At 76.7% G+C, this 19,169-nt stretch carries 13 protein-coding genes; all 13 read left to right on the forward strand.

Features of this window, described 5'->3' with window-relative positions:
* Positions 1 to 69: 69 nt before the first annotated feature.
* The 13 genes from SM577_RS20035 to SM577_RS20095 all read left to right on the forward strand — a co-directional run bounded on the left by SM577_RS20035 (position 70) and on the right by SM577_RS20095 (position 19,158).
* Complete coding sequence (locus SM577_RS20035) at positions 70 to 219, forward strand: hypothetical protein (protein WP_302921329.1); 150 nt, start codon at positions 70 to 72, stop codon at positions 217 to 219.
* Positions 216 to 488 carry a hypothetical protein gene (locus tag SM577_RS20040; protein ID WP_474587688.1) on the forward strand — a complete coding sequence of 91 codons (273 nt, stop codon included), beginning with the start codon at positions 216 to 218 and terminating at the stop codon, positions 486 to 488. Before SM577_RS20035 ends, SM577_RS20040 begins: the two co-directional genes overlap by 4 nt.
* Entirely contained in the window at positions 485 to 1,714 is a 1,230-nt protein-coding gene (locus tag SM577_RS20045; protein WP_474587689.1) for a M28 family metallopeptidase, read from the forward strand. The genes SM577_RS20040 and SM577_RS20045 overlap by 4 nt, the downstream gene beginning before the upstream one ends.
* A 16-nt stretch (positions 1,715 to 1,730) precedes the next feature.
* Entirely contained in the window at positions 1,731 to 2,057 is a 327-nt protein-coding gene (locus tag SM577_RS20050; protein WP_302921332.1) for an ArsR/SmtB family transcription factor, read from the forward strand.
* A complete protein-coding gene (locus SM577_RS20055) occupies positions 2,057 to 2,554 on the forward strand; it encodes an N-acetyltransferase family protein (RefSeq protein WP_474587690.1) in 498 nt (165 codons plus the stop codon). Before SM577_RS20050 ends, SM577_RS20055 begins: the two co-directional genes overlap by 1 nt.
* A 75-nt stretch (positions 2,555 to 2,629) precedes the next feature.
* Positions 2,630 to 4,039 carry an FAD-dependent oxidoreductase gene (locus SM577_RS20060; RefSeq protein WP_474587691.1) on the forward strand — a complete coding sequence of 470 codons (1,410 nt, stop codon included), beginning with the start codon at positions 2,630 to 2,632 and terminating at the stop codon, positions 4,037 to 4,039.
* 68 nt (positions 4,040 to 4,107) lie between these two features.
* Positions 4,108 to 5,292: an MFS transporter gene (locus SM577_RS20065; RefSeq protein WP_474587692.1), complete on the forward strand. Its 1,185-nt coding sequence runs from the start codon at positions 4,108 to 4,110 to the stop codon at positions 5,290 to 5,292.
* Between the two features lie 93 nt (positions 5,293 to 5,385).
* Positions 5,386 to 5,784, forward strand: coding sequence for an NUDIX hydrolase (locus tag SM577_RS20070; protein WP_474587693.1), 399 nt, complete (start codon positions 5,386 to 5,388; stop codon positions 5,782 to 5,784).
* Positions 5,785 to 5,859: 75 nt separating this feature from the next.
* A complete protein-coding gene (locus SM577_RS20075; RefSeq protein WP_474587694.1) occupies positions 5,860 to 6,261 on the forward strand; it encodes a DUF2267 domain-containing protein in 402 nt (133 codons plus the stop codon).
* Positions 6,262 to 6,592: 331 nt separating this feature from the next.
* Positions 6,593 to 10,063 (forward strand): AMP-binding protein, encoded by a 3,471-nt coding sequence (locus SM577_RS20080; protein ID WP_474587695.1) that lies wholly within the window; start codon positions 6,593 to 6,595, stop codon positions 10,061 to 10,063.
* Positions 10,060 to 13,254 (forward strand): thioesterase domain-containing protein, encoded by a 3,195-nt coding sequence (locus SM577_RS20085; protein ID WP_474579669.1) that lies wholly within the window; start codon positions 10,060 to 10,062, stop codon positions 13,252 to 13,254. The genes SM577_RS20080 and SM577_RS20085 overlap by 4 nt, the downstream gene beginning before the upstream one ends.
* Positions 13,255 to 13,330: 76 nt before the next feature.
* A complete protein-coding gene (locus SM577_RS20090; protein ID WP_474587696.1) occupies positions 13,331 to 15,634 on the forward strand; it encodes a lantibiotic dehydratase in 2,304 nt (767 codons plus the stop codon).
* A complete protein-coding gene (locus SM577_RS20095; protein WP_474587697.1) occupies positions 15,631 to 19,158 on the forward strand; it encodes an amino acid adenylation domain-containing protein in 3,528 nt (1,175 codons plus the stop codon). Before SM577_RS20090 ends, SM577_RS20095 begins: the two co-directional genes overlap by 4 nt.
* Positions 19,159 to 19,169: the final 11 nt, after the last annotated feature.

Here is a 19,169-nt window from a genome sequence, read left to right on the forward strand (position 1 = left end):
CTCTCTAATCAGCGTGCAAGTCTCTGCTTAGACGGACGTCAAGACAGGCTCCGTGGGAAGGGGATCGTCATGTTCGGCAAGGCCCGACGGTTGGTGGCGGCGCGGGCGGGAGTGCGCTTCTGCGACTCCTGCGCGCAGGTCTCGACCGCCTCGCAGCGCGCGGAGCGTCGCTACGACCGCGTGCGCACCAGCGTCCACACCATGATCAGCCCTCGATGAGCGACGGGACGGCGACCACGATGAGCGAGCACATCCAGCCGGCCGGCGGGTTCGCCGGCGACCCGGCCGCCGCGCTGGCGGTCACCGGTTCCGGCGGCTGCTGCGGCAGTCCGGCCCAGGCGGTCGGCTCGATCCTGCCGCCCGCCGGCCTGCCCGCGGCATCCGGCCCGTGTTGCGGCACCCGGCAGGAGGCCGAGGCCGTCGGCGCCTGCTGCGGCGCCGAGGCGAAGACCGCCGCCGTCGACGCCGGGCAGGGGTGCTGCGGATGATCCCGGCCGACCCGCCCGCGCCGCCGGCGGAGATCTCCGGCGACCGGATGGTGGCCACCGTCGCCGCCCTCGCCGCGGACCGTTTCGCCGGCCGGCGGGTCGGCTCCGCCGGCGGGGCGGCCGCCCGGGCCTGGCTCGCCGATCGGCTGGCCGCGCTCGGCGCGACGGTGGAGACCGACGAGTTCCCCGTGCGAGCGGTGCCCGACCTGTCCGCCGCGCCCACGGTGACCTGGGGTGCCGGCACCGCCGCGCACCGCCTCACCGCCGGTCGGCAGGTCGCCGTCCACCTCGCGTCCGCGTACGCCCCGGAGGTCCGGCGGGGTGGGCTGGGGGTGGCCGGCGCCGACGACCCAACCGGCCGGTGGCTGGTGGTGCCGGCGGGAATGAGCCTCTTCGACGCCTACGGGCACGCGCACGGCGCGACGGGGCTGCTCGTGAGCCGCCCCGTCGACGCCGACGGCTGGCAGTACACCACCCTCGCCGGCCCGGACCCGGGGCCGTTGCCGGCCCTCACCCTCGACCCCGCCACGCACCGCGCGCTCCTCGCCGCGGCCGGCGCGCGGGGGTGGCTGGCCGCCGACGCCCCGCTGCGCCGGCTCGACGTCACCGGCGCCAACCTGCACGCCACTGTCCGCCGGGCGGCACCGGGCCGGCCCGACGTACTGCTCACCGCGCACTACGACGGCGTGGGCGACCACCCCGGGCTGCGGCAGCCGGGCGCGTCGGACAACGCCAGTGGCGTCGCGGTGGTGCTCGAGGCGGCCCGGGTCCTGGCCGCCGGGGCCGGCGGCGTCGGGCTCTCCGTCGCCCTGCTCGACGCCGAGGAGATCGGCGCCCTCGGCTCGGCACGCCACGCCCGTCGACTGCGCGACGCCGGCGCCGACCCGCTCGTCGTCAACGTCGACGGCGCCGGCCGGCTGGACCGGGCGGCGGCCGTGGAGGCGGGCGGGCCCGCCCACCGGCTGCTCGCGCTGCTGGACCAGGCCGGCCGGCACGTCGGCGTACCGCTGGTGGCCGGGCCGGTGGCCTCGGACAACCGGCGCTACGGCGGCGCCGGGTTCGCCGCCGTCGGCATCGGCGCGGGCATGGCCGGCTACCACAGCCCGGCGGACACCGCAGAGCGGGTCGAACCGGCCACCCTGACCGCCCTGGCGCGGCTGGTGGTCGCCACCGTGCGGCTGGCCGCGCCGTCACCCGCTACACTTTCATCGCCGATCGGCGATTAACGATAGAGGGGGCGGAGTGGCTGACCTGCTCGACCGGGCGACCGCGCGGACGTACGCGTCGTGGTTCCGGGCCCTGGCGGACCCGACCCGGGTGCAGATCGTGGAGTACCTGGCCCGCCAGGCGCGGCCGATGAGCGTGGGAGAGATCGTCGCGGCGGTCGGGCTGGCCCAGTCCACCGTGTCCCAGCACCTCAAGGTCCTCACCGAGGTCCGGTTCGTGCTCGCCGAGCCGGCCGGCACCGCCCGGCTCTACCGGGTCAACGACGCCTGTGTCGACTGCTTCCCGTCCGCCGCCGACGTGGTGATGGGCCGACCGGCCCCCAGCCCGAACGGAGCCTGCTGATGGCCGACCTCACCGTCCGACCCATGCGACCCGAAGACGCCGACCGGGTCCTGGCGATCTACCAGGCGGGCCTCGACGGCGGCAACGCCAGCTTCGAGACGGTGGCGCCGACCTGGGCCGCGTTCGACGCCGGCCGGCTGCCCGCGCACCGCTTCGTGGCGGTCGACGGTGACGACACCGTCCTCGGCTGGGTAGCGGTCACGCCGACCTCCACCCGGGCGGTCTACGCCGGAGTGGTGGAGCACTCGATCTACGTCGACCCCGCCGCGCAGGGGCGCGGGGTGGCCCGGTTGCTGCTCGACGCGCTCGTCGCCTCGACCGAGGCGGCCGGCATCTGGACCATCCAGTCCGGCATCTTCCCGGAGAACGCCGCCAGCCTGGCCCTGCACGAGCGAGCGGGCTTCCGGGTCATCGGCGTGCGGGAGCGGGTCGGTCGGCACCACGGCCGGTGGCGCGACGTGGTGCTGCTGGAACGCCGCAGTCCCGTCGTCACCTGACCGTCGTACGACCGGCCCGCCCGGGCCGTCGTCCGCCCTTTTGTTTCGATTGTCGTCAAGACAGAGGAGTTCCTGATGAGCGTCCTGGACGAGTTGCCCGTGGTGGTCGTCGGCGCCGGGCCGGTCGGGCTCGCCGCGGCCGCGCACCTGCACGAGCGCGGCCTGCCCTGCACCGTGCTGGAGGCCGGTGACACCGCCGCCGCGGCGGTGCGCCAGTGGGGCCACGTGCGGCTGTTCTCCCCGTGGCGGTACAACCTCGACACCGCCGCCCGGCGGCTGCTCGACGCGGCCGGCTGGGTCGCGCCCGACCTCGACGCCCTGCCGACCGGCGCCGAACTCGCCACCGACTACCTCCAGCCGCTGGCGGAGCTGCCGCAGCTCAAGCCGCACCTGCGGTTCGGCGCCCGGGTGGTGGCGATCAGCCGGCTCGGCCTGGACCGGCCGCGCACCGCCGGCCGCGAGCAGGCCCCCTTCCTGGTCCGGCTGGCCGACGGCGAGGAACTGCTCGCCCGCGCGGTGGTCGACGCCTCCGGCACCTGGGGTACGCCCAACGTGCTCGGCGCCTCCGGCCTGCCCGCCCACGGCGAGGCCGAGGCCGCGGCGTACCTGGAGCACGCTCTGCCGGACGTGCTCGCCGCCGACCGGGACCGGTTCGCCGGCCGGCACACGCTGGTGGTCGGGGCGGGCCACTCCGCGGCGAACACGCTGCTGTCCCTGGCCGAGCTGGCGGCCGGCGCACCGGGCACCGAGGTGACCTGGGCGATCCGGAGCGCCAGCCCGGCCCGCACCTACGGTGGTGGCGACGCCGACGCGCTGCCCGCCCGGGGCGCCCTCGGCTCCCGGTTGCGCGAGCACGTCGACGCCGGCCGGATCCGGCTGCTCACCGGCCGCTCGGTGCACGCGCTCGGCCCGACCGGCGGGCGCGTCACCGTGGCGGTGCGGGCCGCCGACGGCGGCGTGGAGTCCATCGTGGTGGACCGGATCGTCGCCGCCACCGGCTTCCGCCCGGACCACTCCATCGCCGCCGAGCTGCGGCTGGACCTCGACCCCGTGCTCGGCGCCACCCGGGCGCTCGCGCCGCTGATCGACCCGAACGAGCACTCCTGCGGCACCGTCCCGCCACACGGTGTCGACGAACTCGCCCACCCGGAGGCTGGCTACTACGCGGTCGGCATGAAGAGCTACGGGCGGGCGCCGACGTTCCTCATGGCCACCGGCTACGAGCAGGTCCGCTCGGTGGTCGCCGCGCTGGCCGGCGACTGGACGGCCGCCCGCGACGTCCGGCTCGAACTCCCCGAGACCGGGGTGTGCAACAGCAACCCGGCGGACCCGGTGAGCGGGGACAGCTGCTGCGGCACCGCACCGGCTGCCGCGCCAGCCGGCCGCGGGCTGGCCACCGGTGTCAGCGGTGGGCTGCTCGCCGCGCCGGTCGGCCTGATCCCGCTGGCCACCGTCGGCGGCGACGCCGGCTGCTGCGGCGGCTGATGGCCGCGGCCACCGGAGCGCCCGCCGACGCCGGGCTCGGCGGGCGCCCCGCGAGGCAGCCGCGCCGGATGGTCGCCGCGCTGGCCGTCACCCAGACCATCGGCTACGGCACCCTCTACTACGCGTACGCGGTGCTGCTGGAGCCGATGGCGGCGGCCCTCGGCGCGTCCACGGCCGCCGTGACCGGCGCGCTGACCGCGTCCGTGATCGCCGGTGCGCTCGCCGCCGTCCCGGTCGGACGGTGGCTCGACCGTCACGGCGGGCGCGGCCTGATGACCGGCGGGTCGCTGGCCGCCACGGCGCTGCTGCTCGCCTGGTCCCGGGTGGACACCATCGGGCAGCTCTACGCGGTGATGATCGGCATCGGCGTGACCGGCGCGATGGTCCTCTACGAACCGGCCTTCGCGGTCATCGTCTCCTGGTACGCGCCGCCCCGCCGGGACCGGGCCCTGCTCGCCGTCACCATCGTGGCGGGGTTCGCCAGCACGATCTTCCTGCCGCTCACCGGGCTGCTCGTCGCGCGCCTGGACTGGCGCGGCGCGCTGCTCGTCCTGGCCGCCGTGCACGCGGCGACCACCGTGCCGTTGCACGCCGCCACCGTGCGCCGGCCCCCGCGCCCCGGCCGCGCCGCGTCCCGCAACGCCGGCGGCCGGGGGCGACCGGCCCGGCCACCGGGCGCGGCGCGGCGGGCGGTGCGGGACGCGCGGTTCTGGATCCTGGTGTCCACCTTCGTCGCCCACGGGGCGGCCACCAGCACCATGACCGTGCACCTCGTCGGGTTCCTCACCCACCGCGGTCACGCCGCGACCTTCGCCGCCGCGGTGGCCGGTCTGCTCGGCGTCCTGTCGGTCACCGGCCGGCTCGTCCTCACCGGCGCCCGGCGGCGGCTGTCCGTGCCCACCGTGCTCGCCGTGATCTTCGCGGTCCAGGCGGCCGCCGCGCTCGGCCTGGCGGTGGCCGGCGGTACCCGGGTCGGCGCGGTCCTCGGCGTCACCGCCTTCGGGCTCGGCTTCGGCGTCGCCAGCCTGGCCGTCCCGGCGCTGCTGGCCGACCGCTACGGCACCGTCGGCTACGCCGCGGTCGCCGGCCTGCTCGCCGCGCCGGTCACGCTGGCCAAGGCCACGGCACCGCTGGCCGGCGCGCTCCTGCTGCACCGCACCGGCTACGGCCCGCTGCTCGCCGCCGTCGCCGGCTGCTGCACCCTCGCCGCCGCCGGCGTGCTCACCCGCGCCGCCGGGGCGGTGGCTCGATGATCGGCTGAGGTTTCGCCGGCGCCGACCCGGCCTTCCGCCCTGCTCCGGATTAGACGATCATGAGTCGGCGGGTCGAGTGGGAGGTGGCGGGCTGTGGGGTACGTGGACAAGATCGCTTGGATTCGGCTGGAGGGCGGGCGGGTGCTCAGCACCCGGTCGCGGGGGCGGGACGTCTGGTACCTGCCCGGCGGCAAGCGGGAGCCGGGCGAGACCGACCTCGCGACGCTCTGCCGGGAGATCGCCGAGGAGTTGAGCGTCGTCGTGCTGCCGGAGAGCGCCGTGCACGTCGGCACCTTCACCGCGCAGGCGCACGGCCATCCGGCGGGCACGCTGGTCCGGATGACCTGCTACTCGGCGGAGTACCGGGGCACCCTGCGCGCGGCCAACGAGATCGCCGAGGTGGGCTGGCTCGGTTACGCCCACCGGGACCGGGTCTCCCCGGTCGACCAGCTCATCTTCGACCACCTGCGGGCGTCCGCCGGGCTGCGCTGACCCGTCGCGCCGGCGCCCGCCGTTTGCCGGGTCGGCGCGGGGGTATGCGCGGGGCCGGTGACGACAGGAGGCGCCGTGCGCTTTCCCCGCTTCGTGGACGCGGTGTCCCGCCGCTCCGGGCTGCCGCCCGAGCAGGCCGCCGCCATCGCCCGGGCCGTGCTGCAGACGATGGCCGAGCGGGTGACCGGTGGCGAGGCCGACGACCTGGCCGGGCAACTCCCGGACGACCTGGGCGACTACCTGGCGCCGGGCACCGAGGCGGTCGAGGGCCGGTCGACGGCGTTCGGGCCGGCGGAGTTCCTGCGCCGGGTGGGGGAGCGGGCCGGCGTCGACGAGGCGACCGCGCGAGCCGGCGCCGGCGCGGTCTTCGCCACGCTGCGGCAGGCGGTGACGGTCGGCGAGTTCCGGGAAATGGTGGCCCGGCTTCCCCGCGGTTCCGCCGGCACGATCGCGCCGGTGCCGCCGTACGACGGGTGAGCAGTCGGGCTTCGGCGCAGGTCATGTCGGACTGTGGACATGGCCCATATTTCGGGAAGTTTCGCGGCCTGGGCCCCGTTTTACCGTAAGATTACTTGACGGTAGACCCTTAGGCGGTAATTCCTCTACGCGCTAGGGGGATGATCGGACGATTTTCTCCGTCCCTCGTCCGAGGGCCCGTTCGGCTCTTCGGCCCGACTCTAATCGATGATCTTTCTTCCCAGGTACTGAGCCATATGCTCAATCCAATGTGAAGTCCTGGGGGGGATCATGATCAGCCTTGTCGAACGCTGTGTGCTGTCCTGTTGCGGGGCGACCTCCGTAGTCTGACATGGAACAATCGACGGTCATCCATCGTTTCGCCGCTGTCGCCGCCCGTCGTCCCGAACTGCCGGCTGTGCTCGGCGAGTCCGAACAGCTCAGCTACGCCGACCTGGCCGGTGCGGCCGGCGGGTACGCCGCGGCGCTCGCCGCCGCCGGAGCCCGGCCGGGCGACCGGGTCGCCCTGCTCACCGCGCACGGCGCGCCCACCATCGCGGCCATCCTCGGCACCCTCGCGGCCGGGTGCGCGTACGTGCCGCTGGATCCCGGGTTCCCCGAGCAGCGGCTGCGGCACATGCTCGCCGCCGCCGGCGTCGGTACCGTCCTGAGTGGAGCGGAGTACGCCGAGGCGGCCCGCCGGCTCACCGCCGACCGGCCGCACGTGCGGGTGCTCACCGTGGACGCCCCGCCGCCCGCCCCGCTGCGCCCGGCGCCGATCGACCCGGACGCGCTGGCGTACGTGCTGTTCACCTCGGGCTCCACCGGCGTGCCCAAGGCGGTCGGGCAGACCCACCGCAACCTGCTGCACGTCGTCGACAACCAGATCGCCACGCTCGACCTCGGCCCGGCCGACCGGCTCAGCCTGCTCGCCTCGTTCAGCTTCGACGCGGCCATCCCCGACCTCTACCCGGCGCTGCTCGCCGGCGCCGCGGTCGTCCCGGTGGAGCTGCGCCGGCACGGCCTGGCGCACGCCGTCGAGCAGCTCGCCCGGCACCGGGTCACCGTCTACCACTCCACCCCCACCGTCTACCGGTTCCTGCTCGACACCCTCGGCGAGCGCCGGCTCGACCACGTCCGGGTCGTGCTGCTCGGCGGCGAGCAGGCCACCCACGCCGACGCCGCGCGGGGCCGCGACCGGTTCGCCCCGGACGGCCTGCTGGTCAACGGCTACGGCGCGACCGAGTTGACCTTCGCGGCCCGGTACGCGCTGCCGCTGGCCGCGGCCGACCCGGCCGCCACCGGGCCGCTGCCGATCGGCACCGCGCTGCCCGGCTACGAGCTGCGGCTGGCCCCCGACGGCGAACTCGTGGTGCGCAGCCGGCACCTCGCCCCCGGCTACCTCGACCAGCACAGCGACCGGTTCGGCGTGGACCCGGACGGGGTGCCGACGTACCGCACCGGCGACCTGGCCGACCGGCTGCCCGGCGGCGAGCTGGTCTGCCTCGGCCGGCTCGACCGGCAGGTCAAGGTACGCGGCTTCCGGGTCGAGCTGACCGAGATCGAGGCGGTGCTCGCCGAGCAGCCGGGCGTCGCCGCGGTCCGCGCCATCGCCCGCGACGGCGAGCTGCTCGCGTACGCCCGGCCGGCCGGCGGGCCGCTCGACCCGGCGGCCCTGCGCGCGGCGCTGGCCCGGCGGCTGCCCGACTACGCGCTGCCGCGCGCGGTGGTGGTGGTCGAGGAGTTCCCGCTCACCGTCACCGGCAAGATCGACGAGCGGGCGCTGCCCGACCCGGCGGCGGACGTGCCGCCCGGCGAGGCCCCGACCACGCCCACCGAGCGGATCGTGCACGACATCTGGTGCGCGGTGCTCGGCCGTGCCGCGGTGGCCCGCACCGCCAGCTTCTTCGACGTCGGCGGGCAGTCCCTGCTGCTCGGTCAGGTGCAGCAGCGGCTGGCCGAGCGGTTCGGCGTGCGGCTGCCCCTGCTGCGCCTCTTCGACCACCCCACGGTGGCCGACCAGGCCCGGCTGCTCGACGCGCCGCTGGAGCCGGTGCGCGCGCCGATGCCGCCGCCGGCCGCCCCGACCACCGCCGCCCGCGAGTACACCGGCGACGAGATCGCCGTGGTCGGCCTGGCCGGCCGGTTCCCGGGCGCGCCCGACGTGGCCACCTTCTGGTGGAACCTCTGCGCCGGCGTCGACTCGATCCACGACCACACCGACGAGGAACTGGCCGCCCTCGGCATCGGCTCCCGGCTGCGCGCCGACCCCCGGCACGTCAAGGCGGCGGGCCGGCTGGACGGGGTGGCCGACTTCGACGCCGGCTTCTTCTCCTTCGGCGAGCAGGAGGCCGCGCGCACCGACCCGCAGCACCGGCTCTTCCTGGAGACCGCCTGGGAGGCGCTGGAGGACGCCGGCCACGACCCGGCCCGCTTCCCCGGGCTGGTCGGGGTCTACGCGGCCACCTCGGCCAATCGCTACTTCCTGTTCCACCTCATGGACAACCCAGCGGTGGTCGGCGATGTCGACCCGGACGACTGGGAGGCCCGGCTGGTCGGCCGGCAGTTCACCGACCACCTGCCCGGCCAGGTGGCGTACCGGCTGGGGCTGACCGGGCCGGCGGTCGCCGTGCAGAGCGCCTGCTCCAGTTCGCTGGTCGCGGTCTGCCTGGCCGCCCAGAGCCTGGCCGACTACCAGTGCGACATCGCGCTGGCCGGCGGGGTGAACGTCACCTGGCCCCGCTACCGGCACACCCCCGGCGGGCTGGCCTCGCCGGACGGCCGGTGCCGCGCGTTCGACGAGGCGGCCAACGGCGCCGGCTTCGGCTCCGGCGTCGGCGTGGTGGCGCTGCGCCGGCTCGCCGACGCGCAGGCCGACGGCGACCGGATCTACGCGGTGCTTCCCGGCTGGGGAGTCACCAACGACGGCGCCGACCGGGCCGGCTTCGCCGTGCCCGGGCCGGCCGGGCAGGCCGCCGCGGTGGCCAACGCGCTCGCCGCCGCCGAGGTCGCGCCCGGCGAGGTCCGCTTCATCGAGGCGCACGGCAGCGGCACGCCGCTCGGCGACGCCATCGAGGTCGCCGCGCTGCACGAGGTGTACGCGGGCACCGGTCCCGCCGAGACCTGCGCGCTCGGCTCGGTGAAGACCAACATCGGCCACCTGGACGCCGCCGCCGGCATCGCCGGGCTGATCAAGGCGGTGCTCGCCGTGCAGCACGGGGTGATCCCGCCGAACCTGCACTTCAACCGCCCGCACCCCGAGGTCGACCTGGCCGCCGGCCCGTTCTACGTGCCGACCAAGGCGCGGGACTGGCCCGACGCGGCGCGCCGGGTCGCCGGGGTCAGCTCGTTCGGCGTCGGCGGCACCAACGCGCACGTCGTGGTGGAGCAGCCGCCACCGGCCGAGCCGGGTGACGCCCCGGACGCCGCGGCGTACCTGCTGCCGGTCTCGGCCCGGGACCCGGTCGCGCTGCGGGCGGCGCTGACCCGGCTGCGCCAGCACCTCGCCGGCACCAGCCCGGTACTGGCCGAGGTGGCCGCCACGCTGGCCCTGGGCCGGCGGGCCTTCGGCTGCCGGGCGGCCGTGGTGGCGACCGACCCGGCCGGCGCCGTCGCCGCGCTCGACGAGCTGCTCGGCACCGACGCCCGGGTGGCCGGCCCGGCAGGTGAGCTGCGTGAACTGGCCGCCACCTGGGTCACCGGCCGGGACGTGGACTGGGCGGCGCTGCACCCCGAGGGCACGGTCCGGCGTACCGGGCTGCCCACCTACCCGTTCCAGCGCCAGCGGTACTGGATCGACCCCCCTCAGAAAGGCGCGCGGTGAACTGGTTCGTCTCCGCCGGCCGCCGGGAACCGGCACCGGTCCAGCTGTTCTGCCTGCCCTACGCCGGCGCGGGCGCCAGCGCGTTCCGGCGCTGGCAGGACGGCCTCGGCCCGGGCGTCGAGGTGCTGCCGGTGCAGCTGCCCGGCCGGGAGAACCGGATCAGCGAGGACCCGCGGTTCCGGGTGGCCGACGTCGCGCACGCCATCGCCGAACGCACCACCGGCGCGTACGCCGTCTACGGCCACTCCATGGGCGGCCGGGTCGGCTTCGAGGTGGTCCGCGAGCTGCGCCGGGCCGGACTGCCGCTGCCGCTGCGGCTCTACGTCGGCGGCGCCCGTGCCCCGCACGTCACCGCGCCCAGCCTCTTCGACGGACTCTCCCGGGTGGACGACGACGAGCTGCTGCGCCGGCTCGGCGCGGGCGGCGGACTGCCGGCCGAGCTGCTCGACCACCCGGAGCTGGTCGAGCTGCTGCTGCCCCTGCTGCGCGCCGACTTCGGCCGGGTCGACAGCTACCGCTACGTCCCGGAGGAGCCGCTGCCGGTGCCGATCGTGGCGTTCAGCGGCCGGCACGACCGGGCGGTCACCCGGGCGCACAGCGCGGCCTGGCGGGAGCACACCGCCGCCGGCTTCACCCTGCACGACGTCGACGGCGGGCACTTCTTCCTGCACGACCGGCTGCCCGACCTGCTCGCCCTGATCCGCGCCGACCTCGACACGGCGCTCGCCTCCCCGGATCTCGATGACACGGACATGCCCGCGACCGCCGCGGCCGATCGGTCCGGCACGGACACAGCAGTGCCCACCGGTCCGTCCGGCACCGAGGCATCCGCCACCGCTGGTCTGTCCGGAGCCGGGGCCGGCGCGGTGCTGCCCGGCGGGCACCGGGTGCCGCTCGGCGACACCGGCTGGTCGGTGTGGCGGGACGCCATCCTGCGCACCACCGGGTTCCCCGCCGACGGGCTGGCCCTGCTCGCCGCCCCGCCGGCCGCCGCGGCCGCCGACGAGCTGCTGGCCACCGGCGCCGGCGCGGAGCAGTTCGACAAGGAGTTCGCCGAGGCGGTGGCGGCGACCGGCCGCCGGCTCACCGAGCTGGCCGGCGACCCGCTGCTGCGCGAGGCGGTCACCTGGCAGAACCGGGGCGCCCTGCTCGCCCTGGACGGCCTCGCCCGCGGCGGCCCCGACCCGGCCCGCAACGTGCGCCGCCGCGACCGGGAACGGGCCCTGCTCAAGTACTGGCAGCGGTACTGCGGCAAGAACGAGACGGTCGGCTTCTTCGGTCCGAGCTGCTGGGTCACCCTCGACCCGGCCCGCCCGGAGACCGCCGACGTACGCCCCGGCCCCCGCCTGACCCGGCGCCGCTGGGTCTGGTTCGAGTCCTGGGCGCTGAGCGCCTACGCCGACCGGATCGGCCAGGACCTGGCGGTGCGCAGCTGGTGGGCGCCGATGCTCGCCCCGCAGTTGAGCCTCGCCGACCGGGCGGTCCGCCGGCCCGGCCGGCCGCCGGTGCCGATCACCGGCGTGGAGGCGGCGCTGCTGGCCGCCGCCGACGGCCGGCGCCCGGCCCGCGAGCTGGTCGCCGACCCGGCGATCGGGTTGCGCCGCCCGGAGGACGGCTACGCGCTGCTGGACCGGCTGGTCGAGCGGGAGCTGATCACCTGGGACGCGGCGCTGCCGGTGAGCCCGGACGCCGAGGACGTGCTGCGGCGGCGGATCGACGCGATCGGTGACGAGCCCGCGCGGCGGGACGCCCGCGCCGGCTTCGACCGGCTCCGCGCCGCCCGGGACGCGGTGGCCGCCGCGGCCGGCGACCCGGACCGGCTGCGTACCGCCCTGGACGCGCTGGACGCCACCTTCACCGAGCTGACCGGACAGCCGCCGCGCCGCCGGGCCGGCCAGATGTACGCCGGCCGCACCCTCTGCTACGAGGACACCAGCCGCGACCTCGACGTGGTCTTCGGCCAGCCGCTGCTGGACCGGATCGCCGCCCCGCTCGCGGTGCTGCTCCAGGCGGCCCGCTGGCTGGTCGGCGCGCTGGAGCGGGCGTACGGTGCGGCGTTCCGGGAGCTGCACGACGAGCTGCGCGCCGAGTCCGGCGGCGCCCCGGTGGCCCTGTCCGACCTGTGGTTCCTCGCGCAGGGCCTGTTCTGGGGCGACGGGACCCGGCCGGTCGACGCGGTCGCCGCCGAGTTCGCCGGCCGCTGGGCCGGACTGTTCGGGCTGGCCGCGCTGCCGCCCGGGACCACCGAGGTCCGGCTGCCGGTGGCCGACCTCGCCGCCCGGGTCGCCGAGGTCTTCCCGGCTGAGCGGCCGGCCTGGCCCAACGCCCGGCTGCACAGCCCCGACCTGCAGATCTGCGCCGCCGACGCGGACGCGCTGGCCCGCGGCGACTACACGGTGGTGCTCGGCGAGCTGCACGCCGCCTGGGCGTCCTTCGACTGCCAGGTCTTCACCCCGGCGCACCCGGACGTGGGGCGGCTGCGCGACGCGCTCACCGCCGACCTGGGCGAGCGGCGGATCCGGCTGCTCTTCCCGACCGACTGGCCCCGGCGTACCAGCCGGGTCGCCGAGGCGCTGGCCGGGCCGACCGACCGGCAGCTGGCCTTCGCGCCCGCGCCCGGCGCCGACCCGGACCGGGTGCTGCCCACGGTGGACCTGACAGTCGTCGACGAGGACGGCCAGCTCTTCGCCACCGCACCCGACGGGCAGCGCTGGACCCTGACCGAGGTCTTCTCCCCGCTGCTCAGCGCGCACGCCGTGGACGGGTTCAAGCTGGTCGCCGCCGCGCCGTACACCCCCCGGATCACCCTCGGCGAGCTGGTGGTGGCGCGGCAGACCTGGCGGACCACGGTCGGCGACAGCGGTCTGGCCGCCGTCACCGGCGAGCGGGAACGGTTCCTCGCCGTCCGGGACTGGCGCCGCCGCCTCGGCCTGCCCGAGCAGGTCTACGTCAAGCTCGGCACCGAGACCAAGCCCTGCTTCGTCGACCTGAGCAGCCCGGCGTTCAGCAACATGTTCTGTGCCATGGTGCGGGCCGCCCGTGGCGACGGCGGCGACGACACCTCGCTGGTGGTCAGCGAGATGCTGCCCACGGTGGCCGACGCCTGGGTGCCGGACGCGGCCGGCCGGCGCTACTTCAGCGAGCTGCGGCTGCACATCGTGGACGCCGACGAGCGGGAGGCCGCTCGATGAGCGAGCGTCAGCGAGTGAATCATCGGTGCAGCGCGTTGGTGCCTCATGGCGGCACGGAGCGAAGCGGAGTGCCGGCATGAGCCACCGGATCCCGCTCGGCGACACCGGCTGGTCGGTGTGGCGCGACGTCGTGCTGCGCACCGCCGGTTTCCCGGCCGCCGGGCTGGACGCCTTCGCCGCCCCGGAGGTCGCCGCCGACGCCGACGCCCTGCTGGCCGGGGAGGACACCGCCGACCTGTTCGACAAGGCGTTCGCGGCGGCGCTCGCCGACAGCTCGGCGGTGTGCGGCGAGATCGCCGCCGACCCGCTGCTGCGCGAGGCCGTCACCTGGCAGAACCCGGAGATGCTGATCGCGCTCGACGGCCTGCTGCGCACCGACCCGGCGGTCCGCAACGTCCGCCGCCGCAAGCGCGAGCTGAGCCTGCTGCGCTACTGGCAGCGCTACTGCGGCAAGGCCGAGACGATCGGGTTCTTCGGGCCGGTCTGCTGGGGCCGGCTCGACCCCGACCAGCCGGGCACCCGGCTGCGGCCCGGGCCGGCGCTGGTGTCCCGGCGCGAGGTCCACTTCGAGGCGTGGGCGCTGATCGCGTACGCCGACCGGCTCGCCGACGACCTGGCGGTGCGGCGCTGGTGGGCACCGGTCCTGCCGCCGCACCTGAGCCTGTCCGGCCGGCAGGTCACCCGGCCGCTGCTGCCGCCGACCGAGCTGTCCGCCGTGGAGGCGCGGCTGCTGGCCGCCTGTGACGGGCGTACCCCGGCGATCGAGCTGGTGCGGCGGCTCTGCGCCGACGGGGAGCTGCGCAGCCCGGACGACGGCTACCTGCTGCTCGACCGGCTGGTCGAGCGGAGCCTGCTGACCTGGGACGCCGGCCTGCCGGTGAGCCCCGCGGCCGAGCGCGTGCTGGCGGAGCGGATCGCCGCGATCGGCGACCCGCCGGTGCGCGCCGAGGTGGCCGCCGCGTTCGACCGGCTGCGCACGGCGCGCGACGCGGTGGCCGCGGCCGCCGGTGACCCGGACCGGCTCGGCGCCGCCCTGGCCGCGCTGAACACCGAGTTCACCGCCGTCACCGGCCGGCCCGCCACCCGCCAGGCCGGGCAGATGTACGCGGGCCGCACGGTGCTCTACGAGGAGACCGCCCGCGACCTGGCGGTCACGGTCGGCTCCCGGGTGCTGGACGCGCTGGCCGAGCCGCTGGCGATCGTGCTGACCGCCGCCCGCTGGCTGACCGCCGAGGTCGGCGCCGCCGGCGAGCGGCTGGTGGCCGAGCTGCACGCCGAACTGCGCGGCGACGGGCCGGTGCGGCTGGCCGACGTCTGGGCCCTCGCCCAGGGGCTGCTGCTGGCCCCGGACGGCCCGATCGCCAGCGCGGGCGCCGAACTGACCGCCCGCTGGGCCGAGCTGGTCGGCCTGGACACTGTCGCGCCCGACCAGACGGAACTGCGGCTGCGCAGCGCCGACCTGGCCGAGCGGGCCCGGGCGCTGTTCGGTGCCGAGCGCCCCGGCTGGCCGTCCGCCCGGATCCACAGCCCGGACGTGCAGGTCAGCGCCACCGGGCTGGACGCGGTCGACCGGGGCGACGTCCTGCTCGTCCTCGGCGAGCTGCACCCGGCGTACGTCCCGTTCGACAGCGCGGTGCTGACCCCGTTCCACCCCGACCCGGCGGCGTTGCGGGCCGCGCTCGACGCGGACCTCGGCCCGGCCCGGGCCCGGGTGCTCTATCCGGAGAGCTTCCCCCGCACCACCACCCGGATGACGTACGCGCTCGACGGCCCCGCCGACCGGCAGTTCGGCATCGACACGGCGCACGGCGCCGACGTGGAGCGGCTGGTCCGGGCCACCGAGGCACTGGTCGAGCCGAGCGCCGACGGGTGGGTGGCGGTGCTGCCCGACGGCACCCGCTGGCCGGTTATGGAGATCTTCGCCACCCTGCTCGGAGCGCTGCTGCTGGACGCGTTCAAGCTGCTCGCCCCGGCCCCGCACACGCCCCGGATCACCATCGACCGGCTGGTCGTTGCCCGGCGTACCTGGCGGACCACGGTGGCGGAGACCGGGCTGGCCGGCGTCACCGGCGAGGCCGAGCGGTTCCTCGCGGTCCGCCGCTGGCGGGCCCGGCTCGGGCTGCCCGAGCGGGTCTTCGTCAAGGTCGGCACCGAGGTCAAGCCCTGCTACGTCGACCTCACCGGCCCGCTGCACGCCCAGTCGCTCTGCGCCATGGTCGACGCCGCCGCGAAGACCGGCCCGGAGGTCACGGTCACCGTCAGCGAGCTGCTGCCGGACCCGGCGGACGCCTGGGTGACCGACGTGCAGGGCCGCGGCTACGTCAGCGAGCTGCGGATGCAGATCACCGATCCAGTGAGCCACCGGGGAGTGAACGGGTGACCGACATCCTGTCCATCAGCGCCGCGCACGGCGAGAGCCTCTCCTGGCCGGACGCGACGCTGGCCGAGCTGATCGCCGCCCAGGCCGCCCGCACCCCGGACGCGGTAGCGGTGCGCCAGTGGGACACCCGGCTCAGCTACGCCGAGCTGCTGGCCCGGGCCGCCGGGGTGGCCGCCGCGTTGCGCGAGCGCGGCGTCGGCCGGCAGACCCGGGTCGGCGTCTGCGGCGCCCGCACCCCCGACCTGGTGGTGACCGTGGTCGGCGTGCTGCTGGCCGGCGGCTGCTACGTGCCGCTGGAGCCGGGCGGGCCGCGCCGGCGGCTGCGGGAGATCGCCGCCGACGCCGGGGTGACGGTGGTGGTCGGCGACGCGGCCGAAGCGGAGTTCGGCGACGTGCCCGGCGTCGAGGCGGTCGGGCTGCCCGGCCCGGCCCCGCTGGCCCCCTGCCCGGCGCGCCCCGGCGACCCGGCGTACGTGCTGTTCACCTCCGGGTCCACCGGCCGGCCCAAGGGGGTGCTCACCACCCACCGCAACGTTGTCGAGTTCGTCACCGGCTGCGCCGCGCTGACCGGCGCCGACGCCGGAGTGCGCAGCCTCGGCATCGCCTCGCTCGGCTTCGACGCGGCCACCATGGACCTGTTCCTGCCGCTGCTGCTGGGCGGCGCCGTCCAGCTGCTCGGCGCCGACGACCGGGCCGACCCGGTGCGGCTCGCCCGGTTCATCGCCGCGCACGAGGTGAACTGGGGGTTCATCACCCCGACCGTGCTGTCCATGCTGGACCCGGCGGAGCTGCCGGCCTGGCGGGTGGTGCTCTGCGGCGGGGAGGCGGTGCCCGCCGAGCTGGCCGCCCGCTGGGCGCCCGGACGGCTCTTCCTCAACGGCTACGGGCCCACCGAGACCACTGTGCTCGCGGTCAGCGGGGAACTGACCGCCACCGAACGCGACCCGGTGCCGATCGGCCGCCCGCTGCCCAACCACCGGGCGTACGTGGTGGACGAGCGGCTGCGCCCGGTGCCGCCGGGGGAGACCGGCGAGCTGCTGATCGGCGGCCCCGGTCTGGCCAACGGCTACCTCAACCGGCCCGCGCTGACCGCCGAGCGGTTCGTCCCCGACCCGTTCTCGGACCTGCCCGGGGAGCGCCTCTACCGCACCGGCGATCTGGTGCGGCAGGACCCGGACGGGCGGATCGTCTACCTCGGCCGCGCCGACCGGCAGGTGAAGGTCCGCGGCCAGCGGATCGAACTGGGCGAGGTGGAGGCGGTGCTGGCCGACCTGCCCGGGGTGGACCGGGTGGCGGTGGAGGCGGTGCCCGGTCCGGCCGGCACCGAGCTGGTCGCGTTCCTCACCCCCGCCGACGCCCCGGACGACGAGCGGCTGCGGGCGTACGCCGGACCCCGGCTGACCGCCGCGATGCTGCCGGCCCGGGTGCTGCGCCTGGCCGAGCTGCCGGTCAGCCCGACCAGCGGCAAGCTGGACCGGGCGGCGCTGCGCGCGCTGGCCGCTGCCGGCCGCCCGGCCGAGCCGGCCGAGCCGGCCGAGTCGACCGGACCGGCCGCGGGCGACGAGCCGGTGGCGGCGGCGGTGGCCCGGATCTGGGGCCGGCTGCTCGGCGCCGCGCCCGACCCGACCAGCGACTTCCTGGCCGCCGGCGGCAACTCGATAGCGGCGATGCGGCTGGTCGCGGCGCTCCGCGCCGAACTGGGCCGGCAGGTCGACGCCCGGGACGTCTTCACCGCCCGCACCCTGGCCGGGCTCGTCGAGCGGGTCCGCGCCGCGGCCCCCGCCGACGCCGACGGGCTGACCACCGGCAACCCACCCACCCTCTCCCCGCCGCAGCGGCGGCTCTGGTTCGTCGACCAGCTCGCCCCGTCCAGCGCGCCGTACAACATCGCGGTGGCGCACCGGCTGCGGGGCCCGCTGGACACCGCCGCCCTCGGCGCGGCGCTGCGCGCGGTCGCCGAGCGGCACGACGTGCTGCGCTGGCGGATCCCGCAGACCGCCGGCGTGCCGTACGCGGTCCGCGAGGAGCCGACCGACGTGGCCGTCCCGGTGGTCGACCTGACCGGCGGCGCCGACGCCGGGGCGGAGCTGGCCGCGATGCTGGCCGCCGGCGCGGCGCACGCCTTCGACCTGGCGACCGGGCCGCCCTGGCAGGTGACCGTCTACCGGCTCGGCGTGGACGAGCACGTGCTGGCGATCACCCTGCACCACGCGGTCTTCGACGGCTGGTCCGAGAAGCTGTTCTACGACGACCTCGCGGCGGCGTACGCCCAGGCGGTCGCCGGGGACCCGCCGCGGCTGCCGGCGCTGGCCGCCACGTACGCCGACTACGCGGTGTGGCGGGCCGAGCGGGACCGGCACCGCGGTGCGCCGGACCTGGCCTGGTGGCGCGAGCACCTGCGGGACGCGCCGACCGTCCTCGAACTGCCCCGCGACCGGCCCCGGCCGGCGGTGGCGACCTACGCCGGGGCCGAGGCGGCCGTGCGGTTGCCCGAGGCGACCGACCGCGCGGTACGCGCGCTGGCCGAGCGGCGCGGCACCACCGTCGCCGCGGTGCTGCTGGCCGGCTTCGGTGAGCTGCTGCGCCGGCTCACCGGCGGTGACGACCACGTGCTCGGTGCGATCGTCGCCGACCGGCGGCTGGCCGCCTTCGACGACGTGGTCGGCTTCTTCATCGACACCGTGCCGGTGCGGGTACGCGGCGGCGCGGCCAGCTTCGCCGAGCTGGTGGAGCGGTGCGCGACCGAACTGCACGAGGTGACCGCCCACCCGGGGGCGCCGCTGGAAAAGATCGTCGAGGCGCTCGGGGTGGGTCGGGACACCTCCCGAGCCCCGCTGGTGCAGGTGCTGTTCAACGTGCTGAACTTCGCCCCGCCGCGGCTGGCGCTGGCCGGGCTGACCGCCGAGCCGGTCGCCGTGCCCAAGCCCGGCTCGCCGTTCGACATCACCGTCTACGTCGTAGAGCGGGACGACCGCTGGGGCGTCGAGGTGGTCTACAACCCGGACCTGTTCGACGCCGAGCGGGTCGAAGGGCTGCTCGCCGACCTGGTGGCGCTGGTCGGCGCGCTGGCCGCGGCGCCGGAGACCCCCGCCGACCGGGTGGCCGCCGAACTGCCCCGGCCGACCGTGGCCACCCCCCAGCTCGGCGCGATGGGCGTGGCGGCCGCCGAGCCACCGCGCGGCGTGCTGCCGGCCGGCCCCGACGGCCTGACCGACACCGAGGAGCTGATCGCCGGCATCTGGCGGGAGGTGCTGGAACGCGACCAGGTCGGGGTCACCGACAACTTCTTCGACATCGGCGGCCACTCGCTCGCCCTGGCCGCCGTGCACGCCCGGCTGACCGCCGCCACCGGCCGCTCGATCAAGATGCTCGACCTCTTCCGCCACCCCACCATCCGGGCGCTCGCCGCCAGCCTCGACGGCGCCGCCGACCGGCCGGAGCTGGCCCGCGCCGCGCTGCGCGCCGCCGCCCGACGCAGCCGTACCCGCCGTAACCCACCCCGCCGCCCCGGCGGCACCGCGTGACGAAGGACAGC

Source organism: Micromonospora desertarenae, assembly GCF_056150265.1.